The organism is Pontibacter sp. SGAir0037 (assembly GCF_005491705.1).
Taxonomy (GTDB): domain Bacteria; phylum Bacteroidota; class Bacteroidia; order Cytophagales; family Hymenobacteraceae; genus Pontibacter.
Map to the genome: position 1 here is coordinate 2,238,926 of NZ_CP028092.1, position 17,252 is coordinate 2,256,177.

12 protein-coding genes are annotated in these 17,252 nt (G+C 46.0%); 2 read left to right on the top strand and 10 right to left on the bottom strand.

Going from position 1 to position 17,252, the window contains the following annotated elements; translation table 11 throughout:
* Positions 1-61: 61 nt before the first annotated feature.
* Together C1N53_RS09060 and C1N53_RS09065 are read left to right on the top strand one after the other, a co-directional pair.
* The gene (locus C1N53_RS09060; RefSeq protein ID WP_137758996.1) at positions 62-547 is read left to right on the top strand and encodes a PKD domain-containing protein; all 486 of its coding nucleotides are present in this window, start codon (positions 62-64) and stop codon (positions 545-547) included.
* An 81-nt stretch (positions 548-628) separates the two neighbouring features.
* Complete coding sequence (locus tag C1N53_RS09065) at positions 629-2,254, top strand: hypothetical protein (protein ID WP_137758997.1); 1,626 nt, start codon at positions 629-631, stop codon at positions 2,252-2,254.
* Positions 2,255-2,323: 69 nt separating this feature from the next.
* Here the strand turns inward: C1N53_RS09065 and C1N53_RS09070 are convergent, their stop codons facing one another.
* The 10 genes from C1N53_RS09070 to C1N53_RS09115 form a co-directional block, all read right to left on the bottom strand.
* The gene (locus tag C1N53_RS09070) at positions 2,324-5,176 is read right to left on the bottom strand and encodes a discoidin domain-containing protein (RefSeq protein ID WP_206077635.1); all 2,853 of its coding nucleotides are present in this window, start codon (positions 5,174-5,176) and stop codon (positions 2,324-2,326) included.
* A gap of 14 nt (positions 5,177-5,190) precedes the next feature.
* Complete coding sequence (locus tag C1N53_RS09075) at positions 5,191-5,880, bottom strand: T9SS type A sorting domain-containing protein (protein ID WP_137758998.1); 690 nt, start codon at positions 5,878-5,880, stop codon at positions 5,191-5,193.
* A gap of 374 nt (positions 5,881-6,254) precedes the next feature.
* Positions 6,255-7,595 (bottom strand): lipopolysaccharide biosynthesis protein, encoded by a 1,341-nt coding sequence (locus C1N53_RS09080; RefSeq protein ID WP_137758999.1) that lies wholly within the window; start codon positions 7,593-7,595, stop codon positions 6,255-6,257.
* Between the two features lie 56 nt (positions 7,596-7,651).
* Entirely contained in the window at positions 7,652-8,890 is a 1,239-nt protein-coding gene (locus C1N53_RS09085; RefSeq protein ID WP_137759000.1) for a glycosyltransferase, read from the bottom strand.
* 27 nt (positions 8,891-8,917) lie between these two features.
* Positions 8,918-9,802: a beta-1,6-N-acetylglucosaminyltransferase gene (locus C1N53_RS09090; RefSeq protein WP_137759001.1), complete on the bottom strand. Its 885-nt coding sequence runs from the start codon at positions 9,800-9,802 to the stop codon at positions 8,918-8,920.
* A gap of 90 nt (positions 9,803-9,892) precedes the next feature.
* A complete protein-coding gene (locus C1N53_RS09095) occupies positions 9,893-11,089 on the bottom strand; it encodes a glycosyltransferase family 2 protein (protein ID WP_137759002.1) in 1,197 nt (398 codons plus the stop codon).
* Positions 11,090-11,320: 231 nt separating this feature from the next.
* Positions 11,321-12,529: a glycosyltransferase family 2 protein gene (locus C1N53_RS09100; protein ID WP_137759003.1), complete on the bottom strand. Its 1,209-nt coding sequence runs from the start codon at positions 12,527-12,529 to the stop codon at positions 11,321-11,323.
* A gap of 20 nt (positions 12,530-12,549) precedes the next feature.
* A complete protein-coding gene (locus C1N53_RS09105) occupies positions 12,550-13,503 on the bottom strand; it encodes a glycosyltransferase family 2 protein (protein ID WP_137759004.1) in 954 nt (317 codons plus the stop codon).
* Positions 13,496-14,944: an O-antigen ligase gene (locus tag C1N53_RS09110; RefSeq protein ID WP_137759005.1), complete on the bottom strand. Its 1,449-nt coding sequence runs from the start codon at positions 14,942-14,944 to the stop codon at positions 13,496-13,498. Before C1N53_RS09110 ends, C1N53_RS09105 begins: the two co-directional genes overlap by 8 nt.
* Before the next feature lie 27 nt (positions 14,945-14,971).
* Positions 14,972-17,251, bottom strand: coding sequence for a hypothetical protein (locus C1N53_RS09115; RefSeq protein ID WP_137759006.1), 2,280 nt, complete (start codon positions 17,249-17,251; stop codon positions 14,972-14,974).
* Position 17,252 lies beyond the last annotated feature (1 nt).

The following is a 17,252-nucleotide window of genomic DNA, read 5'->3' on the forward strand; positions in this document are numbered from 1 at the left end:
CTAAGGCCTATATATAATAAATATATGCTCCTTATATCTAGTTCCTTACAAAAATAAAACCATGAAAAATGTTCAATTTTTAGCAAAAACACTATCCCGAGTGGGTACAACAACTTCGCAAGCCACTGCGCTTTTATACAGCAAAATATTGTTGCTGCTGCTGTTCACAACAGTTCTTAGCGCCTGCGAAGAGGAATTGAACAATCCGGCCCCAACTGGCACCACCATTACAGCCAAAGCGGGAGATGACAAAACAGTGGAGGTTGGCCAGACCGCTACTCTCGATGCCTCCGCCTCTACTGAAAGTGAAAACAGAACCCTCTATTATAGCTGGGCCATCTTGCAGAAGCCGGAAGGAAGCCAGGCCGTTATCACCAGTCCTACCCAGGTAAGACCAACCTTTGTAGCAGATTTACCAGGTGTTTACCAGATAGAGCTTACGGCAAGCAGCGCTGGCGGTCAAAGCAAAGATCAGTTAACCCTTACCGCTGTTACCGGCACAGGTGGAGCTGGCGGCGAAGGTGAAACAGCCACTATTCTAAACTAGGATATTACCACTGACCTCACCTTAACTGATAAATTTGCCGACCCTGGCAAGGCAGATTATGTTGTTGCTGGCAATATCAAAGTGAACGCTAGGCTTACCATTGCACCAGGTGTTGTCATAGAGTTCGAAGCAGACAAGGGCTTGGAAGTGGCCTTACAAGGTGCCCTGATCGCCAACGGAACTGCTAGCCAGACCATCACCTTCACAGGCAAACAAAAAGTTAAAGGTTTCTGGAGAGGCATCCTGATACAAGGTTACAATGAGTTCGATCATGTGGAAGTAGCCTATGGAGGTGGCGGGGGTGACAACGGAATTTCTGGCAATGTAACCCTCTACGGTGAAACCTGGTCGTCTATTAGTCTAAAAGCCAGCAACACTACGTTTTCGAACAGTGGCAGCTATGGTGTGTACTTAGGCGTTGGTTCAGATAGCCATAATCTCAGCAACGTTACCTTTACCTCCAATACGCGAAGCAGCATGTATGCTCATGCCACTGTTTTGCCAGGTTTAGCCTCCGGTATCAGCCTGGTAGGTGGTAATGGGCATAATGGAGTGGCAACCGGCGGACATGTTCCTTATTATACCCACTTGCCTGAACTGGTTTGGCCTGCCCTGGAAGATGGTGCGACTTACCTTGTTACAGATGATATTATACTGGAAGCCGATGTAAAAATAGCCCCGGGGGCCACTTTTGAATTTAAAGCCGACAAAGCTTTTTATATCAGAAACAGCCAGGGTGCATTTGCCTACGGCTCACTCGTTGCCAAAGGAACAGCCGATAAACCTATCACCTTTACAGGTTATAGTAAACAAAAAGGCTACTGGAAAGGCATCATGTTTTCTTCTTCGAGTCAGCGGAATGAACTGGACCATGTAAAGGTGCTTTATGCGGGCAACAGCAACTTCTACAACTTCCCTGCAAATGTAAAAACGAATATCGGGCTTGCGGGTACAATAGACCAATACAGTGGCTATGCCAGTCCTTCCCTGAAAATAAGCAATACAGAGAGCAGCTATAGTGGCGGCTACGGCTTTTATATAGAAGGAGAAGCACCAGTTTTGCATCATTTCTCCGGCAACAGATTCAGCAATAATACAGGCGCTGCACTTTATATCCGTGCCAACCTGGTTCATAAGCTAGACAACAATTCCAGGTTCAGCAATGGCAATGGCTTTAACGGCATAGAAACAGAAGGCACTGTGTCTCATAACGAGGAAATAACCTGGCCAACAGCAATCGGTGCGATGGGGGTACATGTGGTAGGTGATCTGTTTTTTGAGTCAGGAGTGAAAATTATTTCGGCCACCAATAAACCGGTTTCCTTTCAGTTTGATTCGAACAAGGCGCTGCACGTGCGGAACAATGGCTACCTGATTGCAAAAGGTTCTGCAGAAGGGCCTGTTAGCTTCGGAGGCTATCCTACTCCACAATTTACATCTAACTGGCAGGGCATCTTCTTCGACAGCAACAGCAGCCTGAATGAGCTGCACAGGGTAACGGTCAGCAATGGCGGCATGAGCAATAACCCTGTCCTGAACCCGATGGCTAACATCACTGTGAGAGGGGCAGCCAAGGTTGTAAACAGCTACATCTCCGGCAGCTTAGGCTACGGCATCTTTGTAAGCAGGGCAGCTACCGTAAATACAGATGCCAAAACAAGCAATACGTTCGAGTACAATACGCTTGCAAACTACATAGAAGAATAAATGCTTTCACAAATAAAAGAGGCTGCGGGTATTCCCGCAGCCTCTTTTATTTGTGAAAGCAAAGGTGTATTACTGAATATTATCCACCATGATAAAGACTGGCCTTTCGCTGACATCTACAGAAACTTTGCCTCCGTTTATCTGCAGGCTGCTTCGTACCCCTTCAGTTTTGCCATTCACCATCTCTACTTTTGTAGCAGTGGTCGGGCTACCCGCCAAAGTTACGTTAAGGCCGTTTACAGTGTAGTTCTTCCTGGTTTTGGCCCACACCACGTAACCGCCGTTCGAGCCGTTTACATTCTTAAACTTATAGATCAGCACGTCGGAATTACCGGAAGCCTGCTCCCCTATGAACACCATGTTCTTCAGGGTGTTCTTCATAGTGTAAACATAGTACCACGATTTTTTAGGTGCCCAGCTACCCTTCGGTCCTACCAGGCCAGAGTTAGAGAAGTGGGTGGCATCGCTTGTGTTCACATCGCGAAGCATATACATCTGCGCTCTGTCTACTCCAGCTGCAGCAAAAGCAAGGTAAGCACGAACCATCCACTGCCCCTGTACCTCCTGCTGATCGAAAGGCCCAACAACTGGTACTCTTAGCGGAGAAGTAGGATGTGTATCCCAGCCAAACTCAGAAATCCATACTTCCACACCTGGCAGATGCTGGTTTCTGTAGTCTACAAAAGCCTTCATCTTTTCTTTGAAGCTGTCTTCTTCAGGGCTTTTAGCAGGTCCGCCGCCGCCAGGTCCGTTGTTAAGCCACGCATAGGTATGCACATTGATTACGTCGGCAGCAAACTTCTTGTCAGGTCTGTTCTGCTCGAACCAGGTTTTCATCTGCTTCACGTAATCCAGGTTAAGCTCATAAATACCACCCATGACAAACTTCATGTTCGGGTCGGCATTTTTGATACCAAAGGTACCGCTGCCCTGCTTCATGGTGTTGGCATGCCCATCGTAGTTAGCACTGGCCATAGCAGCATATTCCTGTGGTGAGAATTGTGCAGCTGGTCCTTCCCAGTTTTTATCCTGCTCGTTCCAGTCTTCTATGTATTTTATCAGGCCCATGCCTGTATGGCGCGGCTGACCAGGGGCAAGTGTTAATTTGCCATCTGCCACAGGTGTTGCGCCATAACGTGCTGCAAACTGGTACATGTGGTGTGCCTTCTTCTCGTAAGAATTAGGGTTGGTTGTACTGGCACCCGGCTCATCGATCGGCTTGTTATGGTACGGGAAGCTGATGCCACCATGAAGCCAGCTAACCGAGCCCTGAATGGCAGGTGAAATTCCCAGGCCGGCATTTTTTACATTGGTGTAGAAATTATCGAAGTTCCAGCCTGGTTCACTCGGCGCCCACTTCATCTGGTTGTTCGGGTAACCCGGGTATTTATGGTTACCGCCACCGCTCCAGATATTGCCTTCATCCCAGTTCCAGTCATGATACTCACGCACAAAGCCTACGGCCTGCATCTTGTCTATCGGATCGTCTACGAAAGCGTTTACTCCCATAAACTGATCTATTGTAAACCGGGCAGAAGAAGGCATAGCAGGTGTAGGTGTAGGTGTAGGCGCTGGTGCTGGCGATGCAGGCGTACTTGCCCCCATGCAACCATAAATCACAACTTCCGAAACGTTTGCTCCCACAGATCCGCGGGTAAAGCGCAGGTAGCGGGTGCTTATATTTACGTTGTGCTGGTTCCAGCTTAAATAACCTGTTAATTTATCTGCTACCAGTGGCGTCCAGTTGCCCGGAGAACCTGTCTCTATGGTGAAAGCGCCTGCATCATTCACATCGCGCAGGTATATGGCAGATATGGTAGTGGCAGTACCCAGATCAATATATGCACTTGCCGGATAATCTGAAGCATTCCAACCAGGCATCCACACAGTAGTTGGAGAACCTCCTTGTCCCTGCCCCGGAAGACCAGCCAGCGTCTGCTCATCTACCAGCATTTTAGCATCGCCTTTCCCTTGCTCATTAACAATCATAGATGGCGTAATGGCAAGTTTAGCCGGTACGCAGTTGTTGTTGGTTATAGGTGCAGGAGTTGGAGCAGGTGCCGGAACTGGCGCTGGCGCTGGAACTGGCGTTGCTGTAACTGTAATCTCTTTGCTAAACCCGGACAGGTTGTTGGCCGCATCCTTTGCTCTTACTTTAAACGCATAGCTTGTACCGGCTGTTAAACCTGTAATGGTTGTAGTGGTTCCTGTTACACTACTAAACAAGCTTCCGTTTCGGAACACATCATACCCTGTTACAGCTGTGTTATCTGTTGAAGCGCTCCAGCTTAAGGTGACGCTGGTTTGCGTGATGCTTCCTGCTGTTAAGCTTGCCGGTACTGTTGGGGCCTGCTGATCTGCTACCGGAGCTGGTGCAGGCGCTGGTGTTACTTCCGGAGCAGGTGCCGGATTTGGGCCTGGTGCAGGCGCAGCACCGGATACTGCTGAACCGAAAACAGCTATCTCGCCTATTTGTGAAGACAAACCGGCAAACTCAAACAAGAGCTTATCAGTCTGTACGTTCACTTTCTCAACCCTCCATTTCTCGCCGTAAGACATGTCCCACGCAAACAAATTTACCCAGGCACCTTCTTTGTTATATTTCACAACAAGATCGGTCTTATTCCATCCATCAAAAATGGCAACCTGAGACAAACTGTACGTACTACCCAAATCGAGTTGTACCGTTGGCGTGGCACCCCAGCTTGGGTTCCATATTTTAGAAGGATAAGGAGATGCCGAGTTATTGCTGACAGATGTTCCGATTAAAGCCTGTTCATCTGCTAACTGAGCCAGATCAATGTAGGTGTTTCCCTGTCCCTGGTAATAAGACAGCATCGAAGGTGTGATTGTAACTTTCTGCGCAAAGCTGGTTATGGACAAGAAAAGCAGGCAGATGAGTATGTGTAGTTTGTATTTCATGCTGGTGCCTTATACTATTTTACTATAAATTTAGTCGAAATATAATTTTTCGTTCCCTGTTTCTGAGCCTTTAAAAAATACATACCGGGCTTATAGCCTTTCAGATCAAGGTTAAATTCTTTCGAGTCAGGTTTGATGGTAGAAATAACCTGGCCGGTATTGTCAAAAATCTGTACCTGGTCAAATTCGTCGGTTGTAGGAAGCTGCACATTAATGAAATCAGTCGTCGGATTCGGATAAACAGCTAAAACCTCCTGCTTCAGAAAAGGTGCGGTTACCTTTAATTCTTTAATCTGTATTTCGCCTGTAAAATCCTCACCGGGATTCAGGTAAAAAATAAGGTTTTCTACCTGGTGCTCTACAGCCGTCAGGTCAAAGGAGAGTTGCTGAAAGCTTCCGGGCATTACCTGGTTGCTGAATAAATTCACTTGCGTGTTGTTGGCCGTAAATCCGTCCACCCGCAGCAGAACAGCCTGCTCCGCCTTTACTTCAAATGAGAGGACACCCTCTTTAGAAAGTACATCTTTCAAATCAACTGAAAAAGTCTCCCATGAGTGCTTACTCATTGAAATAGTTACATAATCAGACTTAGGGGTAATTTTAAAATGGTCGTTGCCGTACCAGGTTGGGTCACTTGCGAAGGCACTAGAATAAGTACAAACAGCACAAGCAAAAACAGTTAAAATTCTGCGTCTTAGCTTCATGTGTAATAAAAAAGTTTAAGTTTGTTTGCATAGCACAAAGATGTGAAATTAACCTCCAACCACTTTAATAAATTCACAAAAAGGTTACGTTTTTAACTAAATTCTTTATAATATTATATTACATGTTATTTGGTTAGTAATTGCATAAAATTAATATTATTTGAATAATATTAATTTATAAAAATAATCCAAGAGGTATCCAGCAAGAAGACGCTACTATTGAAAAGAATGAAAAAAGCTATCCTATAAAAGCCAACTGGTCAGGAAGCTGCACATAAAGTACCTGACTGCTGCTTTTATAGGATAAGCTGAGATAAAGAACTACTTTAAAACAGGCAAAACCTGCCGGTAAGCTGTATCTTATTGTTATGAGACTACGATTTGAAAAAATTTAACTTCCTGAAAAACACCATTACTATATGGCTGGCCTCAGAAAAAGCGATTTGCAGAAAGCCATTGAAGTTTAGAGGAAGGTACTTGTTAAGTGCCCAGTAGCCATAGAGCAAACCTGCTACAAAGGTAAAAATGGTAGCTAAAGCAACACCGTAAATGCTGTTAAAGAAGTAAATACTCACAAAGTCGCCAATCACATTTACTGTAAGTGCTACTATTACTTTAATCAGGTTCAGGTGTGGCTTGTTAATGATGTCCAGCGTAATGCCGAGAAATCTTTCCACCGGAAACAAGATGGCAAACAACATGAATATCCTGTAAATATTAGCAGCCTCCGTGCCGACATACTTCTCTCCTCCGATAATCAGGATTACCAGGTCAGCGAAAATAAATACACCTATGGCGATGGGTATAAACAGTAGCGTAAGCATTCCTGCGTACTTCTTCATGATAAAGATTACCTTCTCCTCCTGGTTCTGGTTTACAGCGGCCGACATATCTGGCATGGCAGTGTACAGAGCACTTCGCAGCGGGATTTCAATGGTTTCGAGCAACCGCTGGGAAAGATTATAAATAGCCAGCGGTGCCGGCCCCAGCATGAATTTAATAATAAAGGTATCGGAAGTTCTTAACAGGTTAGAGCATAGAAAGGTACCGACACTATACTTGCCAAAACGGAAAAGCTCTTGTACACAGGCCGTTGTTTTATGCTTTAAGTTAGAGATGCCCGACCAGCCATAGATAAAACAGATGATGCTGCTCAACAACGAACTGGCTAGAAAAGAATATAGTACACTATTCAGGCTTACATGGGAGAAAATATACAAGCCGCCTATCAGGGCTATAAAAGAACCCTGGCTTATGATGCGAATGTACAGGATGATGTCGAACTTTTGCTCTGCCTGCAAAATCCAAAGAGCCACATTGTATGGCAGCGTGGCTATTAAACTGATGCTGAACCATTTTAATAGAAGCAACACTCCCTCATCGGCAATTAAGTGCAGCGTAAAAAAGGCTGGAATGTTTAAAAGTACAAAAAAAGCAGTTATCAATATACCTATATACCAGGCCGAACCAGCCACACTGGCCTGCCGTTCGGCACTTGCACCAGAGTAAAACTTTATGAGTCCTGTTTGCAGCATACCGGTTCTGAGCGCATCGAGCAATAAGAAAGCAAACTGGAAGAAAATCCAGTTACCCATATCCGCTTCGGATAAGAAACGGAAAAGGATGCTGTAAGTAAGGACACTAAAAACAGCCACCACTCCATTACCGGAAAGAGATAAAAAATGCCTGTTTTTAAAAAGTGATAACTGTTTCAAAGGTGCTTCTGCTGTGGTTGATTAATATTAGCTAAAAAATTCTATATTAAATACATTTAGCTGTTCATTGCATGTATCTTTTCTTCTTTTTGGGAAGAGTAGGTATAAATAGCTTTGTAAATTTCGCTTACACTGTTTTCCCAGGTATGGGTGGCGGCAAATTCCTGTCTCAGTTTCTGAAGCCTTTTACTGTCATCTTCCAGTCCGAGTTCTACTAACTGCACATATGCTTCTTTTGACTCCGCCAAGTATACATGCTCTTTAAAAACCTCCATCGCCTCTGTTTTAGTGGCCACCACAGGCTTTCCAAGCGCCAGGTACTCGTCTAATTTCCTGGGATAGTTTCCAATGGTCATTTCGTTTACCCGCTGCGGGTTCAGGCAAACGTTAAAGTTCTGTATGTAAGCAGGGAGCTGTTGAGGCGTTTTCAAACCCAGAAAATGCACGTTGGCCATCTGGTGTAAAGCACTGTTTTTAAAGGCTTCATCTTCAGGCCCCACCAGTACAATGTTCCACTCCGGCCTTTGTGCAGCCATATACTCGAGCACTTCTATATCTAACCGCAGGCTCACCAGGGCACCTACATAACCGATAATAGGTTTGTTCAGAGCCAGCATATCAGCAGGCATCTCCAACTGTTCCGCCTGCTGGAAGCTGCTCAGATCGCAGCCCTGCCCTACATAGTAGGCATTTGTATTATACCTGCCGCAGTAAGAAGCCAGGTAACCGGAGTTCGCCACACAAAGATCGCTTTTGGCAATTAACTGAGGCTCCAGTGCCGCACCATGTTTTCTCCAGTAATCTGTAGCAAGCATATAATCCCTGGAGTAGTACACGCTGATTTCTGGTAATAGCAGGTCTTTAAGGTAAAAGCTTCTGAAAATATCGTTATCGTTAAACAGGATAAAATTGCGGAAGCCTAAACTCCTAATGCTTTTTTCGATGGCACCGGCAAAGCGTTTATTATTGATTTTGTTAAAGTAGTTGTACAAGGGCGAGTGCGGCATCCAGTTGATGGATTCCATGATCTTATCCGGATTCAACACCCAAAGATTTGATGAGACAGCTTTAAGCCCCTGTTCCTTCCCTTTCACAACGCGCAGCCTGTCCTGTATTTTCGGATCGTCGCGGTGTTTCAGCACTGTATTTCTGTCGAGAGGAGCATTCACATACAACACCCTATTGTCTTTGCTGAACTCCAGGGCAATATCTTTACAGTTGCTGCCTATTTCAGTGTCCCAGGGCTGCTGACCTACAATAACAATATCCTTACCTGTTATCTTATACTTGTTCATTTTTCTGAAGCTTATGTTCGTTTCGGCTTATGCCGACATCTTATCCTGGTACGTTGCCAGGCCCAGGACTTCCTTGTCAATCCTATCGAGTATTGTCGCATCCTGCTGTACATCAAACTTCCGGGCAAACAAGCAGTCTGATGCTTTGATACCTGCCAGATCTTTCGTGGTAAGAATCACAGGATGTGCCCCGCCGTCCGACCAGTCTATATACCGGTAATTATGGCAAATCATTTTGTCTCTGTAGGGAGAGTTCATCAGGATGGTCGCAACCAGAAACTCATCTGAGCCCCAGCTAAAGTAGGCAAAACGCCGTAGTTCCGGATGATTATCGAAAAACTGGACCAGGTACTCCGCGCTTTCTATACTGATGGTCCACCAGGTGCTGTTGGAGCCGCCATACAGTTCCATGGGCAGAGGGAACTTGCGCTTAGGCAGCAGCCAGTTAATAAACGCCTGAATGCGATACTGTCCCTTAAATTCGAAATTAGTGGTATGGTATTTTTCCACCCTGGTTATCGCATGGCTCCACCAGTCAGACCCTTCGGGTTCGTCGTAAATAAAAGAACGCCCGATATGTGCTTCTAAAAATTTATGGATTTTGTCAACGGGTTTAATCGGATAATCCTGTCCGCTGATAAGGTTAATAAAATCGTAGGCAATACCTGTCTGTAAAATTTCGCGGGTAGACTCAATAATAGCTTTTGTAAACTTATATGATCCCCAGCGAACATCCAGTCTGTTCTGTATTAAACGCACATGATCAATCAGTTTCAGGTACTCAAAGGGTTCGATCGCACTATTGGTGGAGATATGAATATAAATATCCGCATCATCATGTAGTAACGCTTTAACCAACCTCTCTACCTGTGCCGGCTCTTTATGCGCCATAATCAAGTGAGCTACTCTCATGAAAAATAAGTTTATCTTCTAATTTATTAATACTTCTTACGACTTATCCGACCATGTGTACCTTTGCAAAGGCACATGGCCTGTTTTAAATCAAGCTCTGTTTATGTTCAGGCTACTTTCCACTTCCTGGTTTCTGCTTGCCTTTTCCCAGGCAGCCGGCTGTGCATTTCTGATATACCTTCTAAACCCGACAAATACGGCCACATTCATCATAGTAAAGTATAGCGGAACCAGCAGGAGCTTTATTTTCTTTCCGTTAGCTTCTGCCTGCCACCCAATAGCGGCACTTAGGTAAAGCAAAGCCTGCAGCAGAAACGCAAGTGTATAGATGCCCCCTTCCATCCAGGATAAGATCAGGCTGAGCGGAATCATCAGAGCCAGAAACAAAGGCGTTAAGCTCCAGCGCAGCACACGATGCGATACATACAGGAAAGTTACCACAGGCTGTTTCAGCGGGTTGAGCAGCGAAGCCAGCCGAACCATCGACTGCCAGCCTCCGGCACAGATCCTTATTTTTCGTTTCATTTCCTCTGCCAGCGAAGCAGAGGGAGCTTCCATGGCATAGGCCTTGGGCTCATAAATTACCCTGTAACCCTTCTCAACAATGCGCAGCGATTGCACAAAATCATCCAGAATGGTATCTTCTTCCAAAGGCTGAAACAGCTCCGAACGGAAAGAAACCAACTCTCCTGCAGCACCCATCAGACTATAAATTTCAGAATCGCAGCGCTTCAGAAATGATTCGTATTTCCAGTACAGCCCTTCGCCGGAACCCGAGGCAGAGTCCATGGAAAATATTTTTTTCTCACCGGAAACTGCACCTACCCCGGCATCCTGGTAATGCTTTACAATTTCACGCACAGCCTCTTTATTGAGGTAGGAGTTGCAGTCTGTAAAGATCACGTAAGGTGTTTTTACGAAACTCATGGCCCGGTTTTCAGCCAAGGATTTACCTCCTCGCTGCTGCACGTGCAAGTGCTGCACCTCCGGATATTGGGCCAGCACCTTTGCCGAATGATCGGTAGAGCCATCTGTTATAAAAACTATTTTCAGTTTATCAGCCGGATAATCCAGCATCAGGCAATTCTCAATTTTCTGCTCTAAAATGTCGGCTTCGTTGTAAGCAGGCACAACAAGGGTAACATCTGGCTCAAAGCCTTTTACGGAAACCTCTTTCCGAAATCTGTTCTTACTTTTGGCCCACAGCCATACCACAAGGGCGTAACCTACATAGGTATAGCATGCTACTCCAAAGGCAATCCAAAACGCAATTTTTAAAGTGTACATAGTTCGTAATTAAAATACTTGTATTCGACTGAGTTACCTGTCTGCACTGCCCGACTTTCCGATCAGAAAAAGATAGGCCGGATCAGGTTACTCAATTACCGCTGGCAAATGGTGTGAGCTTGGCTTCACAAAATTATTTCTGCTGTTTACCGGCCTTCAGCCCGTTCATGATTCCCAACACAAAGCAAACAACCGCCGGCAAAAGGATGATCTCAAAAGGCATAGTGGCTGTTAATTATTTAGTGACGGTGATACAGTTTTAGTTTTATGCGGAGTCGGCAAGAACGAAGCTTTGGTTTTATTGATTCTAAACAAGGCGATGCACATGCACAAAACAGCGTACGGAAGCCGGACCATTGCCTTTAGCAGGTCTTTGCTGTATAGTCGCGCTGGCAAAGAAATAAACAGTGTAGCGCTTAACAGCGCTAATAAGCTAAACCAGAAGCTTGTCGGGGGGCCAAAAGGGATTAGGAAAGAAAACAGGAAAAAGATGCCCAACACCCCGATCAGCAACATGCGGGGCACCAGGAAAGCCTGCATTACTTTGTTAAAGAACTCAAAGTTTCCGAATTTGAACAGCTGTACAAAACCCTCTCCTGCATACTTTTTCATGAACTCCAGTTGCGCGGCTATCCAACGGGTACGTTGCTGGGTAAACACTTTGGCGTTCTCGATTTTCTCATCGTACACATACGTCTCGTTCAGGTAGCAGATTTTCACCTGATCGCGGGCAATCCGGAAATCAAGTTCTTTGTCTTCTCCAACTGTTTCGCCTATGCCTGTTAACAGCTTTTTCAGGTAAGAATAGTCGAAAGCCATTCCCGAACCTATTAAAGCAGATGACAGCCCCACCGCAAAATGCCCTTTGCGGTAGATGTGATTATTGATTTCTTCATTACAGGTGTCGAGGTAAGCGAAAGCAGTGTCTTTGTTTTTTGCTGTACGGTGAGCCTGCACCACTTTGTAGCCTGCTTCGTAGGCCAGGTTTATTTCCTCCAGCAGCTGGTCGCTCATCATATTGTCGACATCCAGCACCAGCGCTACATCATATTCATCGGCAGGCAGTACGCTGAGAGCATGCAACATAGCCTTGCCTTTGGTGCTGCGCTCGAAGTTAACTTCAATAACGCCGGCCCCCTGTTCCTGCAGCTTCTGAATGGTGGAAGCCTTTAACCCGTCAGCTATCACAAACACATCCGCCACTCCACGATAAGCATGTTCCACGGCGGCGCGGCTAGACTCCAGCACCACCACATCCTCTTTATAGGCAGGTATCAGAATACAGAATTTACGATAAGCAGTTACAGCTGCCAGTTTAGGAAAGGGCTTTCTTTTAATATGCCCGGCTAAAGCAAAAAACAACAGGTAACAGCAGTTCAGCAGCAGATAAACCGCCACTCCATAAAGGGCTACATTTAAAATGGATACTATAATTTGCATATAGTTAACAGCGTATAAGTTTACAGTTGATTAAGTGCCAACTCTTCTGAAACAGAGGGTTGGGTTGGCTTCAGTTTTTTGGGTTCGCAGGCAGCGTTGTTGGCCAGGTGCCACCACAGGCCTTGCTGTAAAGCCTTCAGGTGTTTCCATTCCTGCCGGGCGCCATGGGTCAGAACCTTTTTAGGCAAAGCAGCCAGCAGAAAGACCAATGCGCTGCTCCAGCGTTTCCAGCCACTCATGTTCCTTCGGATGAACAATAAACGGTTTCTGTTCATGTAATAAGTTTTCAGCACAGAAAATTTGCCTACAGAAACAGATTCTTTATGGTATATGGTAGAGTCGGCTACGTAATGGCAACTGTAACCGGCACGTTTCATTATCTCGCACCAGTCCAGCTCTTCGTAATACAGAAAGTATAGCTCCGGCATCAGGCCTACCTGCTGTATCACCCGCATAGGCACCATCATGGCGGCTCCGTCGGCAAGCGCTGTTGCCCTGGAAACGTTATGCTGCCCTTTGTCTTTTTCGAACTGGCCAATGGTTATGCTGCGTCCGGTCCAGGCGTTAATGCCATGCGAACCGGCATACTGGATCATGCTATCGGTGTTGTGATAAATGATTTTAGGTGACGCTACACCGGCTTTGGCATTATGCTCGAACAAGTCAACCAACGGCTCCAGGAAGCCGGGCTCCACTTCTGTATCGTTGTTCAGGAAAAGAATATACTCTCCTTTTGCCTGCATCACCCCTAAATTGTTTCCTCCTGCATAGCCCAGGTTAACTGAAGACCTGATCAGCTTTACCTCCGGGCACTGCTCTTCAATTAGATCGGGAGCTTCGGAAGGAGAAGCATTATCCACCACAATTATTTCTATGTTAGGGTAAGTGATCTTTCGTAAGGAGAACACCATTTCACAGGTTACCTGCGCCTGGTTGTAGTTGATGGATACAATAGACACTAATGGTTTAGGCATAAGATTCCGGTAATTCTGAAGGTGAAACTTTTGAGTCTAATTTCGGGCCGAGGTATACGAAAACCCACGAGATATATACCACAATTGAAGAGGGCATGAAATTGATCACCTCATTTCCGTAGCTACAAAAAAGTATTCCCGCAGCCCCTGAGGTTAGTGCCAGGAGCTTTATTTTTAAGCTCTTATCCTGTATGTTCCAGACAATGCCACAGCATTTCCCCAGGATGTATAACATAATTCCAAACCAGATGATAAATCCTACAATGCCGTACATGGCCCACACTTTTACCCAGTAACTATCGGGCGGAATGGTAGAGAGAAACTTATCGCTATTATATTTATTACCCCATGCACCAAGCACACCCACGCCTCCGCCGAACGGACGGGAGGCCAGGTAATCCCGCAGTATTTTCTGGTTCGTTAGCCTTACATTCAAAGAAGCGTCCTGCGGATCCAGGGCCGTGCGCATGCGGTAGATGTTGTAGTTACTATCGCCGATGTGGGTATACTTTAACACGAAAAAACCACCCAACGCAATAGCAGAACCTAAAATAAACACCTTGATGTTTTTGCTGATCAGCAGGGAAAAGGCTATTCCCACCGCCAGGGCAAAAAGAGCTCCGCGCGTGCCGGAAATAAACATGCCCGTGATTAGAATTCCCGCAGCCATCAGCAGTAGCACTCTTTTCCAGGTAGCAAATGGTCCGAAGGCCAGTATAATGGCTATAAGCGCTATATGCGCCTGTGAAGCACCAAACTGTCCGGCATCGCTGTAAAAGGAAAACACCCTTAGTTTGCCCCAGATCAGGTGCGTTTTGGCATTCGCCAGCAGGAACTCCTGCTCACCGGGTGTCATGCCAATATGGAGCTGCTTTAGCCCATTTATAGCACCCAATACCGACAAGCCGATAATCAGGTACAGGAACAGGTTCAGGTCTGCTTTTTTATTGAACAAAAGAAACCCCAGCGGCACTGTAAATGCCCAGTAAAAGGCGCTGCTCCTGGATTCCTGCACCCAGCCCAGTATACTGGCACCAGCCGGATTCGCTATCTGCAGCAGATTAAAGCCGAACCAGATCAGCGTTAGCAGGCACAGGTCGTTGCGGATATTTTTCCAGTTAAACTTATGGTGGTTAAATATAACGGCTACCCATAATGTCACCAGCAGCAAATCGATAACTATACCAAACGGAAAGCTTGGAATTTCCCGCGCAATTATAAAAAACAGGAAACAATACGCTACCAGGGTAATAAAGCCCAGCCTGGGCTGGTTGAAAACAGAGATCACAAAGGGTATGGAAATGGCCATTGCCACCAGCAAAGCAGGTACCAGAAAGCCAACCTGAGCGATAGACCAGCCTATTACAATAGCAGCTATACTACCTGCCAGCAGGTACCATACCTTGTATTGTGAGTAAGAGGAACTAAGGGTGAATCTCATGCTAACGCAGGTTAGAAAATAATGTAATCAAGGATTTAACAAGGCTTGTTCAGGGTGCGGCGGAAGGTTAAGCAGTTCTCTTTTCTTGCCAGATGCTTTTACACGTGTACCTATAAATTCTGACACATATTCCGGCAAAACAGAGCTAAGCACCACTTCAATAGGAGCCGTCATCACCTTCTGCATGTTCTTATAAATATTGCGGTCGGCCATTTCCCAGGTACGGTTGGCATCTGCAGTAACCAGCGCTAAATCCAGTTGCTGCAGCAACGATACCGGGTACGCATTCTCCAGCACAGCCGGAAACTCTATGATCACAACCGTTTTGCTGTTGATGCGCCTGTTGATGAGTTCATTGACAGAAATATCATCGGAAACCCCTACCAGAGGAGAGTAGAAGGAAACATTCCTGTTTTTTTCTTCGATCAGTCGCTCATGCGTATCCGGGAACAGAATGTGCGACTGCACTCCCATTGCGTGCAGGCTGTTTGCCAAAGAACTGCATACGGCACTTTTACCTTCCCCGCTCAGGCTGCTCAACACGCCTACCACAAACGGTCCTTCTTCTTTCTTTTCGCGCGACTTCAGCAGGAGCTGGCGGCTAAGCTGTTCTTCTGCCCGCTTTACATCGAGCAGTTGCTGCTCTTTCAGTCCGTCTGTTTTCGGCATGATACCTATAACAGGATAATGCGTTATTCTAGATGCCAGAGCAGGCTTTTTCAGTGCTGTGTTCAACATATCGGTTGCTACCAGCCCACCGGCCGTTACAAAGAAAGCCCCCAGAAAACCACCCAGGATCAGGAACAGCAGTTTCGATCTTTCCGGCTTAATCGGCAGGTAAGGCGGGTCTACTACTTTAAGCAGCGAAGCCAGTTCTGCATTTTGCTCTGAAAGCCTGCTTTGCTTTGCACCCTCAACCTGCGACAGATATTCCTGTTCTGCAATCTCGATCTCACGCTTAATCTTCCTGATTTCGGCTCCGAGCGGCACCAGCTTATTATACTGTCCTAAATAAGTGTTTTTCTGATTTCGCATGATGTTGAGCTGGCCTTTCAGCTCCTCCACCAGAATCATATTTTTGGCATACTCATCCAACAGGCTGTTACTGCTGTTGGCTCCTTCAACGGAGTTAGAGCTGGCGTAATAAGAATCAATCGTTTCTTTTATATCCTCGGAAACTTTATTGGCTTCCTGCTTCATACGGGCCAACCGGCCGGCATTCTCAGCTCTCGACTTGCTGTCTGCCAGCATTTCCAGCTCTGTAATCTGGCTGGTCAGGTCAGACAACCTGCTACGCAGGCGGATAATCTCCTGGCTTTTCAGGTTAGATGCTCCCCTGGTGTTTAAGCGGCTTTCCAGCGAACGCAAGGCAGATGCCGCACCGGCATAGCGCATTTCAAGGTCATCGTATCGCTCGAGGGCAGCCTGCTTGTCTTCCGTAGAAGCAACAATCTGCTTATCGTAGTCTACAATATTGTTTACCTTCTGAAACTCGAGTAGCTTTTGTTCAGCAGCCTGCAGCCTGTCGTACGATTTCTGGGTAGCCTCATCAAAGTAGCCGATTACAGTTTCGTTTTGCCCTGCATACAGTTCTTTGTGCTTTCTGATGAACACATTGGTTAAAATCTCCAGGGTTTTGCGGCAAACAACAGGATCTACGGTAGCATACTCTATCCGTAGCAAGTCACTGTCTTTAATGCGGCTGGATGCTACCGTCGACAAAGCATCTTCGGAATATACCGGGTGCTCGGAGTTCACAAGACGGTACAGCGCATTTTTGTTGCTGGAATTATAGTAGGCCATCACCTTCTGAGTGGTTTCTTCCAGCGTTGCACCTTTCAGCTTGGTTTTAAGGGAAGCCGGAAGAATTACCTTCCTGGTAGAGTCATCTGCAGAAGAAAAATTAAACTTAAAGTAGCCGCTAAGCTTCTCTCGGAGCGATTTGTCTTTTGAGCTGTCGTTGGCATCCCCTAATTCATATTTCCAGCTGTTCGGATCAACCTCACCGGAAGTTAGGTGAAAAGCCAGCAGGCGGAGTGCAACCTCCACCTTCGTATCTCTCGAATTAATTAAAGCATTCAGGTTATCGAAGGCTGTATTGGTTTCATTCCAGCCACCTCCGGCACTGTTATTATCGCCGTCAATTTTATAGCCGGTTGAAATACCAGTATATAAAACCGTGTCTGAAGTATATTTTTTGTCCTGGCTTCGGGCGAAAAGAAAGACAGACACTGCCGTTACCACCGGAATGGTTAAAAGCAGCAGCCAGTGAAGGCGCAAAAGCTGGATAAGTTCTCTTAAATTCATT